This is a genomic window from Clostridium tetanomorphum (genome assembly GCF_017873215.1).
In the GTDB taxonomy this organism is placed as follows: Bacteria; Bacillota; Clostridia; order Clostridiales; family Clostridiaceae; genus Clostridium_AO; species Clostridium_AO tetanomorphum.
This window is the reverse complement of record NZ_JAGGKA010000018.1, coordinates 1-17,767: the sequence shown is the minus strand read 5'-3', so window position 1 is coordinate 17,767 and position 17,767 is coordinate 1. Positions and strand designations below refer to the sequence as shown.

Here is a 17,767-nt window from a genome sequence, read left to right as displayed (position 1 = left end):
TTTAGACTAAATTCCTTCTTTTATATACATATTTATTATAATTACAATTATACAATAATTATACAAAATATTTGTATAATTGTAATACTGTAAAGGAATAAGTTAATAAAATTGAAGGATATCTTAAAATATAGTTATGAAACTATAATCTATTAGTGAATATTGTTAAAATACTTTCAGTATAAAAAAATAAGTTTTACAAACAATATTATTGTCAAGTAATAAATTAATTAATTTAAGGAGGAAATATATATGCAAGCACAGAAAATGGATAGACCTAACCCAGGAATAAAATGCGTTGTTAATACTTGTCACTATTATATGTCTGGTGACCATTGTAGTGCATCACAGATAGAGGTTCAACCTAAAAATGCAAGTAATACACAAGAAACAGATTGTGCAACATTTATTCCAGAAGGTCAAATGTAATTTAATTTCTATAAGTTTATGCTTATATTAATAAATATTAAAGCTGCATAATAAAAATTAATGAGATACCGTATTATTCAAAAAAAGAATTTTACGGTATTTTCTATTGTATATTATACAAATCAATATATTTGTGAAGTTTTTCTCTCAATTCTTCCACGTTTCATACCTCCCATATTTTTACTTATTGTCCTCTTTTATGGTAAAATTTTAATGAAAGGGGAGTGTTACTTATGTCTGATTTTGAAAAGCAAATTGTTTTTGAACTTTCTAAGCAATATATTTTTGAAACTTTTGATTTTAAAAATAGGTCTCCAGAAGATTTACTTAAGTATTATCAAGAAACAGCTGAAAAAATTTCAAAAGTTATTGAAGACCAAAACGCTAAATTTGCTAAAGAAAATATTGAAATGTTTTCTAAACTTAACACTAAATCTCACTAAATTTAATAGCTTTTAAATAAAATTCTAATATTGAAATAGTTCTAAGTACCTTCCAAGTCATTTAGTATTTTAGAGCTATTTCTTTTTTTATCTGCAAGAGTATTTGTCTCTAAATCTCCTTTAAGTATTACTTTTATAAAAGAATATTAAAAGAAAGTAATTCTGTTCCTTGTCCATCTCTCATAAAATGAATTATGGGGGGATGGTTGAATGTCAAAATTTAAAAAGCTATTATTTACTTTAATTTTTATACTTATAATTGAAATATTATTAATATACATAGGATATAAAAATTCTAATGAAGATACAGTTTATATAAAAAATTATAATTCTAAAAAACCTGTTGCATTGGTAGTAGATATTACATCAAATGAGCTATTTGTGTTACAAAATAATAATCTAATAAAAACCTATCCGATAGCCAGCGGAAAGCAAGAAACCCCTTCTCCTATAGGCAATTGGAAAATAATAAGTAAAGACACATGGGGAAAAGGGTTTGGAGGCCATTGGATGGGTCTTAATGTACCTTGGGGAAAATATGGTATACATGGTACTATATTCCCTAATTCAATAGGTGCTAGGTCATCTCATGGTTGTATAAGAATGAGAAACAGTGATGTGGCTGAATTGTACAAGATTGCTAGACATGGTACACCTATAATAATTTATGGAGGTCCGTACGGTAATTTTGGTGAATATTTAAGACCATTAAAGCCTGGTATGAATGGCTCAGATGTATATGAAGTTCAAAAATTATTAAAAGATAAAGGATATTACAAAGGTAATCCTGATGGAATTTATAGTAAGTGGATGAGATCTGCTGTACATAAATTTCAGAAAGATAATAAATTAACCGTATCGGATACCATAAGTTGGAATTTTTATAATAAATTAGGGGTAGAGCTTAGAGATTAGCTCTACCATTTTTATATAATTTTCAAATCACTTATTTCTAATCAATTTAGCAAATTTATTCTTACCAATCTGTAATATATCTCCATTTTTAATATTACTATTTTTAAAATCTATTAATTTGTCACCATTAATTTTAACACCTCCTTGTTCAATTAGCCTTCTTATTTCACTTTTTGAAGATACCATATTTAAAGACCAAATTACAGAAACCATATCTACACTATTATTTTCTTCAAACCTTTCATCAATAACTACTTGTGGAATATTGTCTGGAGTATTTCTATTTGTATATACCTGAACAAAGTATTCCTCTGCTTTAAGTGCTTTATTCTCATCATGATATAAAGTAACTATCTCTCTAGCTAATCTTATCTTTATATCTCTAGGATTAGTATTGTTGCTGTTTAATTCTTGTTCTATTCTATTTATTTCATCTGGATGTATATCTGTACAAAGGTTGAAATACTTAATTATCATATTATCTGGAATTTGCATAACTTTAACAAACATCTCTTGTGGTTCTTCATAAATTCCAATATAATTTCCAAGACTTTTACTCATTTTATCTACTCCATCAATTCCCTCAAGAATTGGCATAAATATAGCTATTTGACTCTCTAATCCGTAATCCTTTTGTAGTGTTCTTCCCATCAATATATTGAAACGTTGGTCAGTTCCTCCAAATTCTATATCTGCATTAATAGCAATAGAATCATATGCTTGCATTAATGGATAAAAAAATTCATGAATTCCTATGCTTTGGTGAAGACTAAATCTATTTTTAAAATCTTCCCTTTCTAGCATTCTAGCTACTGTATATTTAGAACATAACTCTATTACATCTCTAAAATTAAGTTTTGAAAGCCATTCACTATTAAACTTTAGTTCTGTTTTATCTTTATCTAAAATTTTAAATATTTGATCTTGATAGGTTTTTGCATTACTTAAAACCTGCTCTTCTGTTAAAGGCTTCCTTGTTTTAGATTTTCCTGTTGGGTCTCCAATTCTCCCTGTAAAATCTCCAATTATGATAACTGCCTTATGCCCTAAATCTTGAATTTGTCTTATTTTTCTTAGTACAACTGCATGCCCTAAATGTATGTCAGGTGCAGTTGGATCAAGTCCTAATTTAACCGTAAGTTGCTTTCCCTCTTTATGCGCTTTTATTAACTTATTCTCAAGTTCATTTATTTCAATTATTGTATCTGCGCCCTTTGCTATAATTTTAATTTGTTCTTTAATATCTACCATTATTTATACCTCCTATTAATTAAAGTGTGATACACTTTTTTAATTATTAGCATCAATTAAACAATTTTATAAAATAAAAAACTCCCGTCCTTTATAAAATTATAAAGGACGAGAGTATATCTCGTGTTACCACCTTAGTTCATTAATATGTCACCATATTAACCTCTTCAAGTACGGCAAATAATTGCTTATACTCTAGCACTATAACGTGTGCAGAAATCCGTCAACAGCCTACTACCTTTTTAACAAGGGTTTGGTGCGAAGCTCAGAGATGTATTCAAAATACCCTTCTTTTCTCCCTCTCAGCTTACAGGAGTTCTCTGTAAAAGACAGTGGCAAATCTACTAGTTCTCTTCAAAGCTTTACTTAATTAATATTTTTAGATTATGCTATCATAATATTTATGCAATGTCAACTATATTAAAATAATTATTTTTACTATTATCATAACATTTATATAATATTTTATACTGTATTTCTTATAATAAGTTCCGTATCAAAATATATTCTATTTTGATTAATTTTTTTACCATTTATTAAGTCAATAAGTACCCTACAAGCTTCACTTCCCATATGATAAATAGGCTGAGATATAGTAGTAAGTTCTGGTTCAAAAAATTTGGATATTCCTATATTATCGAATCCAATCACTCCTATATCCTGTGGAATTTTATATCCATTTCTAAGAAGAAATTTTATTCCTCCATAGGCCATCATATCATTACTATAAAATATAGCTTCCACATCTGGTATAGATTCTACAATTTCTTCTGTAGCTTTCATCCCACCTTCTGTTGTAAAGTTCCCTTCAAATACTAAAGATTCATTATAAAGATCATATTCTTCCATAACTTCTTTATAACCACGAAATCTTTCTTTTGCATTTTCTAATTCTTGTGGTCCTATTACAAATGCAATTTTTTTTCTATTTTTATTTATCAAATACTTTATTCCTTTTTTTACTCCTTCTCTATTTAAACAATATATGCCATAGTAGTCTTTGTTATCATTTATTGGTCTATCTACAACTACAAAAGGAACATTATTGTTTACTAAAATATTTATAGACTTAGTGCTTTCTCCTCCAGATATAAAAATAACTCCATCTACTAATTTACTTATAAGTAATCTCGTATATTTCTCTTCTTTTGTTTCTTCATTATCAGTATTACAAAATATTACATTATATCCTAAATTATTTGCTCCATCTTCAATAGCTCTAGCCATTTCAGAAAAAAAAGGATTTGTTATATCTGGTAATATAATTCCTATAGTTTCAGACTTCTTAGTACTTAAGCTTCTAGCTACTGAATTAGGAATATAATTTAATTCCTTAGCTATTGCTAAAATTTTTTGTCTAGTTTCATCACTTATATTACCATCTCTATTATTAATTACCATTGAAACTGTAGTTTTAGATACATTAGCTTTTTTAGCAATATCCATCATCGTAAACTTTCTCATAAATATACCTCTAAGTTTAAATTATAGTTATTAAACATTTATATAATATCATATTTAAACATTTTATAAAATCCAGGATTATAATCCTGGATTTTATAAAAATCTTATTTCTCTATAAGTTTTAAATCAACTGGTATTTCTTTTTCTACCTTTTCTCCTTTTATAACCTTTACAGCATTTTCTACTGCTAAACTTCCCATTAAGTCAGGTTGCTGTGCAACTGTAGCTGTCATTTCACCTTTTTGTACTGATTTTATTGCATCTGCATTACCATCAAAACCAACAATTATAGCTTTTTTACCCTTTAATGCCTTTACAGCTCCTAGAGCCATTTCATCATTATGTGCAAATACTGCATCAAAGTTTGGTGTAGCCTGAATTATATTTTCCATTACATTCAATCCCTTTTGTCTATCAAAATCTGCTGGCTGACTTGCTACCACCTTTACTCCAGCTTTTCCATCCACGCCTTCATGGAATCCCTTTCCTCTATCCCTTGTAGCGGACGCTCCTGGTATACCTTGAAGTTCAACAATATTTGCTTTACCTCCTAATTTCTTAATAATAAAATCTGCTGCCATATTTCCGCCTTTAACATTGTCTGAAGCTATATGAGATATTACATCTCCTTTATTTGCTTTTCTATCTACAGTAAGTACTGGTATCTTATTTTCATTTGCAACCTTTATTGCATTAGCTACAGCATCGCTATCTGTTGGATTAACAATGATTGTCCCTACTCCTTGTTGCACTAAATCTTCTACATTAGATCTTTCTTTTGCCGCATCATTTTGTGAATCCACAACTACTAAATCATAACCTAATTCTTTAGCTTTTTTAGTAGCTCCATCTTTCATTGAAACAAAGAATGGATTGTTTAATGTAGAAATTACCATACCTATTTTTTTATTTTGTTCTGTCTTTCCACATCCAGTTAATCCTCCAACTAAAAGCATTCCTGTTAAAGCTAGAGAAACCATTTTGATTTTTTTACTTTTCATGAAAGTTCTCCTCCCTTTATTATAAAGTTTTATTATTTAGTGACTATTTATTTTTCTTATCAAGAAGTATAGCAAGTAAAATAACTAATCCTTTAACAATAAGTTGATAATAAGGTGATACATTCATAAGATTTAAACCATTATTTAAAACTCCTATTATCATAGCACCTATTATTGTTCCAATTACTGTTCCTTCCCCTCCTGAGAGGCTTGTTCCCCCAAGCACTACTGCTGCTATTGCATCTAATTCAAATCCAGTACCTGCATTTGGTGAAGCTGACCCTACTCTGCTTGTGACAATAACTCCACTTAAAGCTGCTGTAACACCACAAATTACATACACAATTGTTTTAATCTTATCTGTACTTATTCCTGAAAGTCTTGCAGAATCCTCATTTCCTCCAAGAGCATATACATATCTACCATATCTAGTTTGATTTAATACATACCAAGCAAGTAAAAGAACAATTAAAGTTATTAATGCCGGCATAGGTATTATTCCCGCTATTTTCTTGTTTCCAATAAGCATAAAATTATCTGAAAGTCCTGAGACAGGAGTTCCTTTGGTATAAACTAATGTAGCTCCTCTAAATATAGTCATAGTAGCTAATGTAACTATAAAAGCCTGGATTTTTCCTTTCGATACTATTATTCCATTCAAAAGCCCTATTAATGCACCAATTATTAATGCTACTATCAATGATAGTAACATGTTACCATTTGATTTAACTAAAGTAGCAGCAACTGCACCTGATATAGCAAGAGTTGATCCTACAGAAAGATCAATTCCACCTGTAAGAATTACAAAAGACATCCCTATAGCAAGTATTGCATTTACTGAAACTTGAGTAAGTACATTCATTATATTTATAACATTTAAAAATCTTGGTGTGATAATTGATATAATCAAACATAATAGCACCAATCCAAATAAGGATTTATATTTCAAAAGTATATTCTTTATATCTTTGCTCATTTTCCTTTCTCCTTTTCACTAATTAACAATTAGTTTAATTGTTATCATTTACAGCATATTTCATTACGCTTTCTTGAGTAGCTTCTTCTCTAGATAATTCTCCGGATAATCTGCCTTCACTCATAACTAAAATTCTATCACTTACCCCCAAAATTTCTGGCATATCTGATGAAATCATTATTACAGCTTTACCCATCTTTTTGAGTTCATTTAAAACTTCATATATTTCCTTCTTAGCTCCAACATCAATACCTCTAGTAGGTTCATCTATAATTAAAATTTTAGGAGAAATCATTATCCATTTTGCAATTATTGCTTTTTGTTGATTTCCTCCACTTAAATTTTTAATTAATTGAGAAGCTGATGGAGTTTTTACTGAAAGCTTCTTTATATAATCATTAACTTCTTCTAATTCCGCTTTTTTATTTATACTTTTCAATGAACTTTCATATTTTTTTAAACTACAAAGACTCATATTTTCTCTCACAGACATATTAAGTATAAGACCTTCTTTTTTTCTATCTTCAGATAAATACGCAATACCATATTTTATAGCATCCTTAGGTGATTTTATATTAACTTTTTTACCTTCTACATAAATGTCACCTAACGACTTTTTATATTCTCCAAATATAGTTTTAACTGTTTCAGTTCTTCCAGATCCCATAAGTCCTGCTATTCCTAATATTTCTCCTGCTTTAACTTGAAAGGATACATTCTTAACTTTATTTTTATAGCATAAATTTTCTACTTTTAATAAAGCTTCTCCCTTTTCTTCCTCTCTATATGGAAATTGTTCCTCTAACTTTCTTCCTACCATCATAGCTATTAGCTCATCTTTAGTAACATCTTTTACCAAAGCTTCACCTACATATTTTCCATCTCTTAGCACAGTAACGCTATCACATATTTTAAATATTTCATCCAATCTATGTGATATATATATAATTGCAATGCCATCGGATTTTAATTTTTCTATAACTTCAAACAGCTTATTAGTTTCTACGTCTGTCAAAGCAGTAGTAGGCTCATCCATTATTATTATTTTTGAATTCTTAGATACTGCCTTTATTATTTCTATCATTTGCATTTCACCTACAGTTAGATCTTTAACTAAGGTATCTGATTTAACATTAAATCCAATTTTAGATAAAAGTTCATGACTCTTTTCTTTCATATATTTTTTATCCAACTTTCTAAAAATCCCATTATATTTTTCATTACCTAAAAATATATTCTCATATATGCTTAAATTAGGTAGTAAACTTAATTCTTGATGTATAATAGAAACACCTAACTTTTCAGCATCTTTTATTCCATATACTTCTACTTCTCTACCATCAATTAAAACTTTACCTTCATCTTTTTTATATACTCCACTTAATATTTTCATTAATGTAGATTTTCCAGCTCCATTTTCCCCTAAAAGTGCCAAAACCTGTCCACCATAAGCTTTTAAATTTACATTTTCAAGCGCCTTAACTCCTGGAAAAGATTTAGATATATTTATCATTTCTAAAAGAGGTTTTTTTTCTCCCATATTCTTTCCTCCTTAAAAAATTACTCCAGATTTCAATATTATATTTGCATAAGGAGTCTGTTCTCCTGTTCTTATAACAGCCTTGCAATCTTTTAATTTTTCCTTTAATTCCTCATGACTTATAAGAGTAATTTTTACATTTCCTAATTCCTTTTTTATTTCTTCATAAAGCTTTGGACTTACTTCTAAAGTTTCCTTAGCTATTTCTACCTCTTCCACCTGTAATTCCATCAACACACACTTTAATGTATCTATAAAAGTTGGAATATCCTTTATAAGTGCTAAGTCAATTCTTTCTGTTTCTTCTGGAATAGGAAGTCCACAGTCTCCTATAGCTAAAGAATCTGTATGTCCCATTCTTGATATTACAGAAGTTATATTACTATTTAATAATCCCATTTTCTTCATATGCTATTCCTCCCTATAAACTTCTATTACTTCTTTAAGATAAGGTAATGAAGGTTGGGCTCCTTGTCTCTGTACTGTTATAGAAGATACCTTATTTCCAAATTGTATAGCTTTTTTTAAAGTCTGAAAATCAACTTTATCATAACTACCTAATCTATTTGCTATTGCTCCTATAAAACTATCACCAGCTGCAGTAGTATCTATTGCTTTAACTTTATGAGCTGGTATTATGCAAAAATCATTTTTTGAAACTAAAGCCGCTCCCTTTTCGCCTAAAGTAATTATCACAAATTTTACGCCTTTTTCTATAAAAATCCTTGCAGCTTTTTTTATTTCTTCTTCATTTTCTATCTTTATTTTTGTAAGTTCATAAGCTTCTGTTTCATTTGGTACAATTATATCTGTATATTTTAAAAGTTCCTCTTCAATTTCCTTTGCTGGTGCTGGATTAAGTATGGTTATAACTCCATAATTCTTAGCTATCTTGAAAGCTTCTGTAGTAATATTTACTGGTGTCTCAAATTGAGCTATTATTGCCTTAGAATTTTTTATAATATGTTCTACCTTAGTTATTTCCTCTTCTTTAATATTCATATTTGCTCCTGAGACTACGATTATGGAATTATTCCCCTTATCATCAACTGTAATAACTGCCATTCCTGTTGGCTCTTTGTTATCTATCAAAGTATAATCTACATTTATGTCATCGTTTTCAAGGGCTTTTAACAGTACACTTCCATTATCATCTTTACCTACTTTTCCTATCATATATACATTTGCTCCCAGTCTTCTGGCTGCAACTGCTTGATTTGCTCCTTTTCCACCCGGGATTTTTTTAAAATCTTTTGCAAGTACGGTTTCTCCAGTCTTTACCATTCTTTCTACTCTTAGTACTATATCCATATTAATGCTGCCTAATACGCAAATATTATTCATTAATATTTTTCACCTCTTTCTACTTAACCGGTTTAGTAAACCGGTTAAGTGTATTATATATGATTATTTTTCCTTTGTCAACGTTTAGATAAATGATTATTATACATATTTAAAATGCAAAATACAAATGTGCTACTCTATTTAATTTATTATTTAGTAATTAATACTCATTTAAGCGCAATATAATGTAATGCTTATTTGAATTAACAGCTAAATAGAATATCAAACTATATAAATTATCTAAATAATACAAAAATTCTTTAAATTTATTATGGTAATTTATATATAAAAATGAAATTTTATAATAAAAAACTATAAGATTCTTAACATAAAATATTAATATTTATTAAGAATAAATATGAGGTGATTTTATTATGATTAAAAGAACATTAGCATCTATACTAAGTGCTTTATTAATTACAAGTACAGTATATGCTGCTCCGCTAACCTACACTGTACAATCTGGAGATAGTTTATGGAAAATAGCCGTTAAAAATCAAGTTGGATTAAGTGAGTTGATAGGAGCAAATCCTTCATTAAAGAATCCTAATTTAATATATCCAGGACAAAAAATATCTATTCCAAATATGCAGGATATAAAGGCCTTAGAAAGTGAAGTAGTAAGATTGGTTAATATAGAAAGAAGCAAGCACGGCTTACCTGCTTTAAAAGAAAACTGGGAATTATCCAGAGTTGCAAGATATAAATGTACAGATATGATAAATAAAAATTATTTTTCTCATACTTCACCGACTTATGGTTCTCCCTTTAATATGATGGAATCTTTTGGACTTAGATTTTCCGCTGCTGGAGAAAACATTGCAATGGGTCAAAGAACTCCTGTAGAAGTTGTTAATGCATGGATGAACTCTCCTGGTCACAGAAGTAATATTCTAAGTCCTAATTTTACTCAAATAGGAGTAGGTTTAGCAAAAAATAAAAATGGTATTTGTTATTGGACTCAAATGTTCATAAAACCTCTATAATACAAATATAATTTATAAGTGAACAGTCTATGTAAATTAACTTACCTGTTCACTTATAAATACTTTATTTATTAGTTAAATAATATTATTCGCGCTTCAATTTTCTTTTTTCCTAATTCTAATTGCATATAAGAGTACCATCTCTCTTTAAATTTTCTTCTTGGTGAACCAGGATTTAACATCAATATTTTATTTTTTGTTTTTATTATAGGTTGATGACTATGTCCAAATATTATTATATCTACTTTGTTATCCTTAAATTTCTCATATGCTCTATCTATTACATTCTTCTTATCTCCATGTCCATGGAATAATCCTATTTTATAGCCTTCTACACTTATTATTTCTTTTTCATTCAAGTATTGTTTCACACTACTACTATCATTATTTCCATATACACCCACAAATTTCTTTTTTTTCTTTATATTATTTATAACATCTATTGAATTAAAATCTCCTACATGAATTATCATATCTACTTCTTTAAAGTATTTATCAATAATTTTATTTATATCTTCACTATGTTTTGTTATATGCGTATCAGATATTATTCCAATTTTCAAAAATCTCACCCTTTATATATTATTTAATCTTTATAACACCCAATATATTGTATGATTATTTTTTTAATTATGTCCTTTTAAGGTATTACATTTTTCCATATTTTAAAAAGATGAAATTTTTTATGTAGAGCTTTTCTCTTTAAACCTTAACATCTATTCTTATATCTTCTTTATGCTCTACCTTAGTTCTATTCCCTTGTGTTAATCTTGTAGACTTCTTATTTTTTGACTTATCACTATGTATACTACCACTATTTTCCACACCTGAATTTAAGTTTGTATTTCCTTGAATTTTTTCCTCAATAGACTTATTATTCTCTTCACTTTTCTCCTCATTATTAGATCCTTCATTAGATTCTTCAACTGTTTTTCTTAAGCTATCTCGTATATTACCTGCTTTTTCATACATCTTTTCTTCTACTTTTTCTATCTTTTCCATGATTTTTTCTAAAACTTCAGGGCGTTTTTCTGTACGAGCTTCATTTAAAAGATTATTTCTAACTTTTCCCATTGTTTTTAATGATGAATAATCTGATACCGCAGATAAAAAATGAGTTGATGTAACTAGTCCTTTGTTATTTTGTCCATCTTCATCTTTTTCAACACTACTTTCCTTATTATTTGAAGATGACTCCTGCATTTGCTTTTTCATTTCTTCCATCCGTTGTTTTTGTATTTCTTTATCAAGTTCCTGCATTTGCTTTTGTATTTCCTGAATTTTAACTTTCTTAGTCTGTCCATCTTCATTGCTCTCATTTATTTTCTTTATTTCATTTTGTAGATGCATTTTTTGCTTTGCAAGTAATTTAGTTTGTTTATCACAATTATTCATTGGTAATTTTATAAAACTGTTAGATGAAACTGATGATATATTCATTTTTTCGCATACCTCCTTATTGGAAAAATAACAATAATTTACCTTATTATATACGTCGTGAATTATTTGCAATTATTTATAATAAAAAATATGGGGTTGTTCCAAAGTAAAATTTTGAGACATCCCCATACTATTATTATAAATTTTCTATTCTTATTATATTTTCTATTTTCTCTACATCATCTAAAGCTTTTATCATATCTATTGATTTATTAATATTTCCTTCTAAAGTACTATGAGTAACAAATACTAAAGTAACTTGCTCTTCTCTCTTACCTTTCTGTATAACAGAAAGTATACTTACATTATTTTTACCAAATATAGTTGATATTTCTCCTAAAACTCCTGGTTTATCTTTAACAGTTATCCTTACATAATATTCTGATTGTACAAGCTTCATATCTTTTATATTGTCATTTTCATCAATACTTTTAGAATTAAAATTAATACCTAGATTTTCTTTATTTCTTAAAATAGATACTATATCACCTACAACAGCACTTCCTGTAGGTAGTTCTCCTGCTCCTCTTCCGTATAGCATTAAATCTCCTACTGCATTTCCTTTTATGAAAACAGCATTAAAAGAGTCATTTACATTGGCAAGTGGATGTGTGGATGGTATCATAGTTGGATGTACCCTTAATTCTAATTCTCCATTTCTTTCTTTTACTATAGCTAACAGTTTTATTACATATCCAAATTCTTTTGCATACTCTATATCTATAGATTTAATATTTGTAATTCCTTCTCTATGAATTGAATTAATGTTAACCATAGTATCAAATGCTAAAGATGATAAAATACATAATTTATACATAGCATCAAAAGCTTCTACATCAGCCGTTGGATCTGCTTCTGCGTATCCTTTTTCCTGTGCTTCCTTTAATGCATCTTGAAAACTTAATCCCTCAAGTGTCATCTTTGTTAAAATATAATTTGTAGTTCCATTTATTATTCCTATAACTTCTTCAATTTTATTTGCTGTAAGACTTTCTTTTAAACCATGTATAATTGGTATTCCTCCTCCTACACTGGCTTCATAATAAAACATTACTCCTTCTTCTTTAGCAGTTTTTAAAAGAACATTTCCATTTGTAGCTATAGCCATTTTATTTGCTGTAACTATATGCTTCTTGCTTTTCATAGCACTTATCATATAATCTACAGCTGGTTCTATTCCACCTATTACTTCTACTATAATCTCTATACTATCATCATTTAATATATCCTGAAAATTAGTAGTTAACATTTCTTTTGGTACATCTATATTTCTATCTTTATTAATATCCTTTACTAGTATTTTACTCACTTCAATATCATAACCTGATCTTTTTTGAAGCTCTTCTCTATTCATATTTAGTATTTTCCAAACACCTTTTCCTACATTTCCTAAGCCCAATAAACCTATCTTTATCTTTTTCATTTTCATCCCTCTTACTTAATATATTTTTAATTTTCAAATACACTATATATAGCCTTAATTGCCTTTTCAAATTGATTATTCTCTACTCCAACAATTATTGTTATCTCACTTGACCCTTGGCTAATCATTCTAACATTTACTTCTTCCAAAGCTAGAGCTTTAAATACCTTGGCTGATATACCTACAGTTCTCATCATACCTCTGCCAACTATAGCTATTAAAGCCATATCTGGATGTACTTCTATGGCATCCGGATTGCATCTTATATCTATCTCTTTAATTATAGTTTCTAATTTGCCATCCAGCTCCCCTTGTGAAATAACCAAAGATACTGTATCCACACCTGATGGCATATGTTCAAAAGAAACATCATTATCCTCAAGTACAGATAAAACTCTTCTGCAATATCCCTGTTCCACATTCATCATACTTTTTTCTATGGTTATAACTGTAAAATCTTTTTTACCTGCAACCCCAGTAATAGTGCCTTCATAACTTGCAGGTCCAATATCATTTATTATAAAAGTCCCTTTATCTTCTGGTTTGTTAGTGTTTTTAATATTTATTGGTATTCCTGCTTTTCTTACAGGAAAAATTGCTTCTTCATGGAGCACAGTAGCTCCCATATAAGACAACTCTCTTAATTCTCTATAAGTAATTTTTTCTATATTTTTAGGATTATCTACAATTCTAGGATCAGTCATCAAAAATCCTGATACATCAGTCCAGTTTTCATATAAATCAGCATTAACACCACTAGCTATTATAGCTCCTGTTATATCTGATCCTCCTCTAGAAAAAGTTTTTATTTCTCCATTTTTTATTGAACCATAAAAACCTGGTATAACTGCTCTCTCTATTTTAGATAATCTCTGTTCTATAGCAAGTTGTGTTTTTTCTTCATCAAACAATCCATTTTCTTTAAAAAATATTATTTCAGCAGGATCAACAAATTCAAAATCTAGAAAGTTTGCTAATATTAATCCATTTAAATATTCTCCACGACTTGCAGTATAATCTGCCGAGGCTCCATTTTTTATTTTTTTCTCTATATCATTAAGTTCTTCTTCTATACAAATATCAACATTTAAATCTTTTACTAATTGCATATATCTTTTTCTTATAATTGAAAACACATCACCAAAAGGTATATTCTGCTCAGCATGAGCATTACATAGATATAATAAGTCTGTTATCTTTTGATCTTCTTTATATCTCTTTCCAGGTGCTGATGGTATTATATATCTTCTCTTTTTATCATCCATTACTATATCTCTAACCTTATGAAATTGATTGCTATCTGCTAGCGAACTTCCTCCAAATTTAGCTACTACTATATTTCTCATAGTTTTCCCCTCATTTCACATAGATTCATATTATAATTTTTTTATTCTAGCTCCTAAACTATCCATTTTTAGATTTTTTACTTCCCAGTGATTATTTAAAGCGAATAATTCAGCTTGTATATTATTATAGAATTCTAAATTCTTTTCTTCTACTAATGTCATAATAGTTGGGCCTGCACCGCTTAAAAATACTCCTAAGCAATTTAGTTTATTGCAAATTTCAATTATATTATTGAATTCTTCTATTAATTTACCTCGATATTGTTGATGAAGTTTATCTTCACAAGCAACTTTTAAAAGTTTCAAATTACCATTAGATAATGCAGATATTAACATAGATACTCTACTAATATTAAATACTGCATCTTTATAAGAAATTTCTTTAGGTAAAACTTCTCTTGCTTTTTCTGTTGATAATTTAAACTCTGGTATTAAGGCAGAAAATCCAACATTTTCTGGTACAAATATATTATTATATAATACTTTTTTATTTTCATATATTGATACAGTCATCCCACCAAACAATGCAGGAGTTATATTATCTGGATGTCCTTCTATTTTTGTTGCTAAATTCAATATTTCTTCTTTATTCAACTTACTTCCACTAATTTCATTAGCTGCCATTACTCCTGCTACTATACAAGAAGCACTACTACCAAGCCCTCTAGATGGTGGAATATTCGCTTCTATTTTTATCTTTATACCATTAACTTTATATCCCGTTATTTTAAAACATTCCTCCATAGCTTTATATACTAAATTATCTTTTCCCTTATACTTTTCTTCGCAACCTTCAATTATTAGTCCTTGTTCTATTTCTTCTATATAGAACTTATTATATAAATTTAAAGCTATACCTAATGCATCAAAGCCTGGTCCAAAATTTGCACTTGTCGCTGGTACTATAATTTCTAACATATTAATCACCTATACTTTAAGAAATTTTTTAACTTCAGATTTTATTTCTTCCTTATTACATAAATTATTATGAATTATCTCTCTATTTTCTATATCTTTAATAGAGTTAGGAATATCTATGTCCGCAAAAGAAGAAAGCTTATATACTAATTTAAAATCATCCATTTTGTTATCATATATATTTAATGCCTTACAAACATCTCTAGTAAACTTAAATGGACTTGCTGTAGAGGCTATTATTGTTTTTCTATTATCTTTAGTGCTATTTTTATAATCTTTATATACTTTATATGCTACAGCTGTATGGGTATCAATTAAATAAGATTCCTTTTTAAAAATATCTTTTATAGTTTTATAAGTTTCTTCATCTGTAGCAAAGCCTGAGTAAAAATCATTTAATGTATTTTTCATATCATCATTTATACTATATTCTCCTATACTATTAAGCTTTTTCATAATAGAATTTATTAACTCTTCGTTTTCATTACTTATATAATATAAAAGTCTTTCTAAATTAGAAGATACTAAAATATCCATAGAAGGTGAACTTGTTACTTTGAATTCTCTATTTTTGTTATATATGCCTCCCTCAAAAAAGTCATACAACACATTATTTTCATTTGATGCACAGATTAATTTATTTATAGGAAGTCCCATTTTTTTTGCATAAAATGCAGCTAATATATTACCAAAATTACCTGTAGGTACAGTTATATTTATAGTTTCCCCTTCTTTAATTTCCTCATTTTTTAATAAGAGTAAATATGAATATACATAATAAACTATCTGTGGAACAAGTCTTCCAATATTTATAGAATTAGCTGAAGAAAGAATATAACCTTTATCTTTTAATAATTTATTAAAAGCTTTATCATTAAAAATTTCTTTAACAGCTCTTTGTGCATCATCAAAATTACCATTTATACCTATAACACAAGTATTTTCTCCTTCTTGCGTAACCATTTGCCTCTTTTGAATTGCACTTACTCCTTCTTCTGGGAAAAATACCATAATTTTTGTACCGTCTACATTAGCAAATCCCTCTAAAGCGGCTTTTCCAGTATCTCCAGAAGTCGCAGTAAGTATTATTATTTCTTCTTTAATATTTAACTTTTTGCAAGCAACTTTAGATAAATAGGGTAGTATTGATAGTGCCATATCTTTAAATGCTAGTGTAGGTCCATGATAAAGCTCTAAAAAAAACTCTTCGCCTACCTTCACTAATGGAGATATAAATTTACTATCAAATTTATTGTCATATGCATTATCTACACAATATTTAATTTCCTCTTCCGTAAAATCAGAAAAATATTTTTTTAATATATATACGGCTAATCGTTTATAATCATAATTAATAAGTTCAGAAAAAGGTTTATCAATTTGAGGAAATTTTATAGGCACATATAATCCTCCATCCTCTGCAATTCCTTTTACTATTGCTTGAGAAGCTGTTATTCCTTTCTCTCCTCTTGTACTTTTATATATCATCTGCAAGAAAATCCCCCCATTATTTATTTAAAAATTTATTCCTTATTATTTCTTTTATATTATGCTACAATGTTTGCGGTATAAAGTCAAGTGTATTTTAACAAAATACATGTTATTTTTAAATTATATAAAATTTCATATATTATTTTAATAATTATACAATAAATAAACTTTTTTCTATACATGCTATAATATAATTTAGAATTTATTAATTAAAAAATATAATTATAAAGACTTGCTTAATAAAAAAGGCATGCTCTAATAATAAAAAGACAGTAATGTTCATAAATATTACTGTCTTTTTATTTATTAAAAATGAATAACTAAAAAATCCACTCTTAACAATAGCATTGTTTTATTCTTCTTTTCTTTCCTTGTCTTTACCTAATTTTCTAGATTCTTTTGAATATCCTATTTCATTAGCAGTTTCAACTTTCATATTTGCTAGTTCTTTTTTTGTTTTTTGTTTTACCTTCTTATTATCCTTACTATTTTTATTATTTTTATGTGACAAAGCTTTCTCCCCTTTCCAGAATTAATTTAAACAATTTATTATAACTTTTCTATATTGTATAAATAAAATATATTAACACTCTTAATTTTAATCTAACCAATAATTATTTTATTTATTCTCAACATTAAGTTTAAATATGATTTAAAAATCATACTAATATATATAATGCAATAAAAAACTTATCAGTTTAATTCGAGGCCACTGAAAAACTAAGAATATTGAATCGTCATCACGAAAGTGATGGCGGTTTTACTTTTTTGAATCAATAAATTATATTTCTTTAAGGTTA

The 17,767-nt window shown here is 28.0% G+C and carries 18 protein-coding genes and 1 other annotated feature; of the genes, 4 read left to right on the top strand and 14 right to left on the bottom strand.

Annotation, left to right across the window (positions count from 1 at the left end; genetic code table 11):
- Positions 1-252 precede the first annotated feature (252 nt).
- From J2Z24_RS15880 to J2Z24_RS15870, 3 genes are all read left to right on the top strand, one after another.
- The gene (locus J2Z24_RS15880; RefSeq protein ID WP_085059146.1) at positions 253-429 is read left to right on the top strand and encodes a DUF1540 domain-containing protein; all 177 of its coding nucleotides are present in this window, start codon (positions 253-255) and stop codon (positions 427-429) included.
- Between the two features lie 233 nt (positions 430-662).
- Entirely contained in the window at positions 663-872 is a 210-nt protein-coding gene (locus J2Z24_RS15875) for a hypothetical protein (protein WP_035150707.1), read from the top strand.
- Between the two features lie 210 nt (positions 873-1,082).
- Positions 1,083-1,787 (top strand): L,D-transpeptidase family protein, encoded by a 705-nt coding sequence (locus J2Z24_RS15870; protein ID WP_035150709.1) that lies wholly within the window; start codon positions 1,083-1,085, stop codon positions 1,785-1,787.
- A gap of 27 nt (positions 1,788-1,814) precedes the next feature.
- On the opposite strand, the gene tyrS is transcribed toward J2Z24_RS15870, so the two are convergent.
- The 7 genes from tyrS to rbsK all read right to left on the bottom strand — a co-directional run bounded on the left by tyrS (position 1,815) and on the right by rbsK (position 9,363).
- Complete coding sequence (gene tyrS / locus J2Z24_RS15865) at positions 1,815-3,038, bottom strand: tyrosine--tRNA ligase (RefSeq protein ID WP_035150711.1); 1,224 nt, start codon at positions 3,036-3,038, stop codon at positions 1,815-1,817.
- A 101-nt stretch (positions 3,039-3,139) separates the two neighbouring features.
- Positions 3,140-3,405: a binding site (T-box leader), on the bottom strand.
- A 98-nt stretch (positions 3,406-3,503) separates the two neighbouring features.
- On the bottom strand, positions 3,504-4,502 hold the full coding sequence (locus tag J2Z24_RS15860; protein ID WP_035150713.1) for a LacI family DNA-binding transcriptional regulator: 999 nt from the start codon (positions 4,500-4,502) through the stop codon (positions 3,504-3,506).
- A gap of 104 nt (positions 4,503-4,606) precedes the next feature.
- The gene (gene rbsB, locus J2Z24_RS15855) at positions 4,607-5,503 is read right to left on the bottom strand and encodes a ribose ABC transporter substrate-binding protein RbsB (protein ID WP_035150714.1); all 897 of its coding nucleotides are present in this window, start codon (positions 5,501-5,503) and stop codon (positions 4,607-4,609) included.
- Between the two features lie 43 nt (positions 5,504-5,546).
- On the bottom strand, positions 5,547-6,479 hold the full coding sequence (locus tag J2Z24_RS15850) for an ABC transporter permease subunit (RefSeq protein ID WP_035150716.1): 933 nt from the start codon (positions 6,477-6,479) through the stop codon (positions 5,547-5,549).
- A gap of 34 nt (positions 6,480-6,513) precedes the next feature.
- Positions 6,514-8,019: a sugar ABC transporter ATP-binding protein gene (locus tag J2Z24_RS15845; protein WP_035150718.1), complete on the bottom strand. Its 1,506-nt coding sequence runs from the start codon at positions 8,017-8,019 to the stop codon at positions 6,514-6,516.
- 12 nt (positions 8,020-8,031) lie between these two features.
- Positions 8,032-8,427 carry a D-ribose pyranase gene (rbsD, locus tag J2Z24_RS15840; protein WP_035150720.1) on the bottom strand — a complete coding sequence of 132 codons (396 nt, stop codon included), beginning with the start codon at positions 8,425-8,427 and terminating at the stop codon, positions 8,032-8,034.
- 3 nt (positions 8,428-8,430) lie between these two features.
- A complete protein-coding gene (gene rbsK / locus J2Z24_RS15835) occupies positions 8,431-9,363 on the bottom strand; it encodes a ribokinase (RefSeq protein WP_035150722.1) in 933 nt (310 codons plus the stop codon).
- A gap of 374 nt (positions 9,364-9,737) precedes the next feature.
- On the opposite strand from rbsK, the gene safA reads away from it, so the two are divergent.
- Positions 9,738-10,349 carry a SafA/ExsA family spore coat assembly protein gene (safA, locus tag J2Z24_RS15830; protein ID WP_035150725.1) on the top strand — a complete coding sequence of 204 codons (612 nt, stop codon included), beginning with the start codon at positions 9,738-9,740 and terminating at the stop codon, positions 10,347-10,349.
- 71 nt (positions 10,350-10,420) lie between these two features.
- Here safA and J2Z24_RS15825 read toward each other — a convergent pair whose 3' ends face one another.
- From J2Z24_RS15825 to J2Z24_RS15795, 7 genes are all read right to left on the bottom strand, one after another.
- Positions 10,421-10,912, bottom strand: a complete 492-nt coding sequence (locus J2Z24_RS15825) for a metallophosphoesterase family protein (protein WP_035150728.1) — start codon at positions 10,910-10,912, stop codon at positions 10,421-10,423.
- Positions 10,913-11,051: 139 nt separating this feature from the next.
- Positions 11,052-11,789 carry a FlxA-like family protein gene (locus J2Z24_RS15820; RefSeq protein ID WP_035150730.1) on the bottom strand — a complete coding sequence of 246 codons (738 nt, stop codon included), beginning with the start codon at positions 11,787-11,789 and terminating at the stop codon, positions 11,052-11,054.
- Positions 11,790-11,925: 136 nt separating this feature from the next.
- Positions 11,926-13,212, bottom strand: a complete 1,287-nt coding sequence (locus tag J2Z24_RS15815; protein ID WP_035150732.1) for a homoserine dehydrogenase — start codon at positions 13,210-13,212, stop codon at positions 11,926-11,928.
- 26 nt (positions 13,213-13,238) lie between these two features.
- A complete protein-coding gene (locus J2Z24_RS15810; protein WP_035150735.1) occupies positions 13,239-14,558 on the bottom strand; it encodes an aspartate kinase in 1,320 nt (439 codons plus the stop codon).
- Between the two features lie 30 nt (positions 14,559-14,588).
- Complete coding sequence (gene thrB, locus J2Z24_RS15805) at positions 14,589-15,476, bottom strand: homoserine kinase (RefSeq protein ID WP_035150737.1); 888 nt, start codon at positions 15,474-15,476, stop codon at positions 14,589-14,591.
- A 9-nt stretch (positions 15,477-15,485) separates the two neighbouring features.
- Positions 15,486-16,964, bottom strand: a complete 1,479-nt coding sequence (gene thrC, locus J2Z24_RS15800) for a threonine synthase (protein WP_035150740.1) — start codon at positions 16,962-16,964, stop codon at positions 15,486-15,488.
- Positions 16,965-17,319: 355 nt separating this feature from the next.
- A complete protein-coding gene (locus tag J2Z24_RS15795; protein WP_085059147.1) occupies positions 17,320-17,478 on the bottom strand; it encodes a small, acid-soluble spore protein, alpha/beta type in 159 nt (52 codons plus the stop codon).
- Positions 17,479-17,767 lie beyond the last annotated feature (289 nt).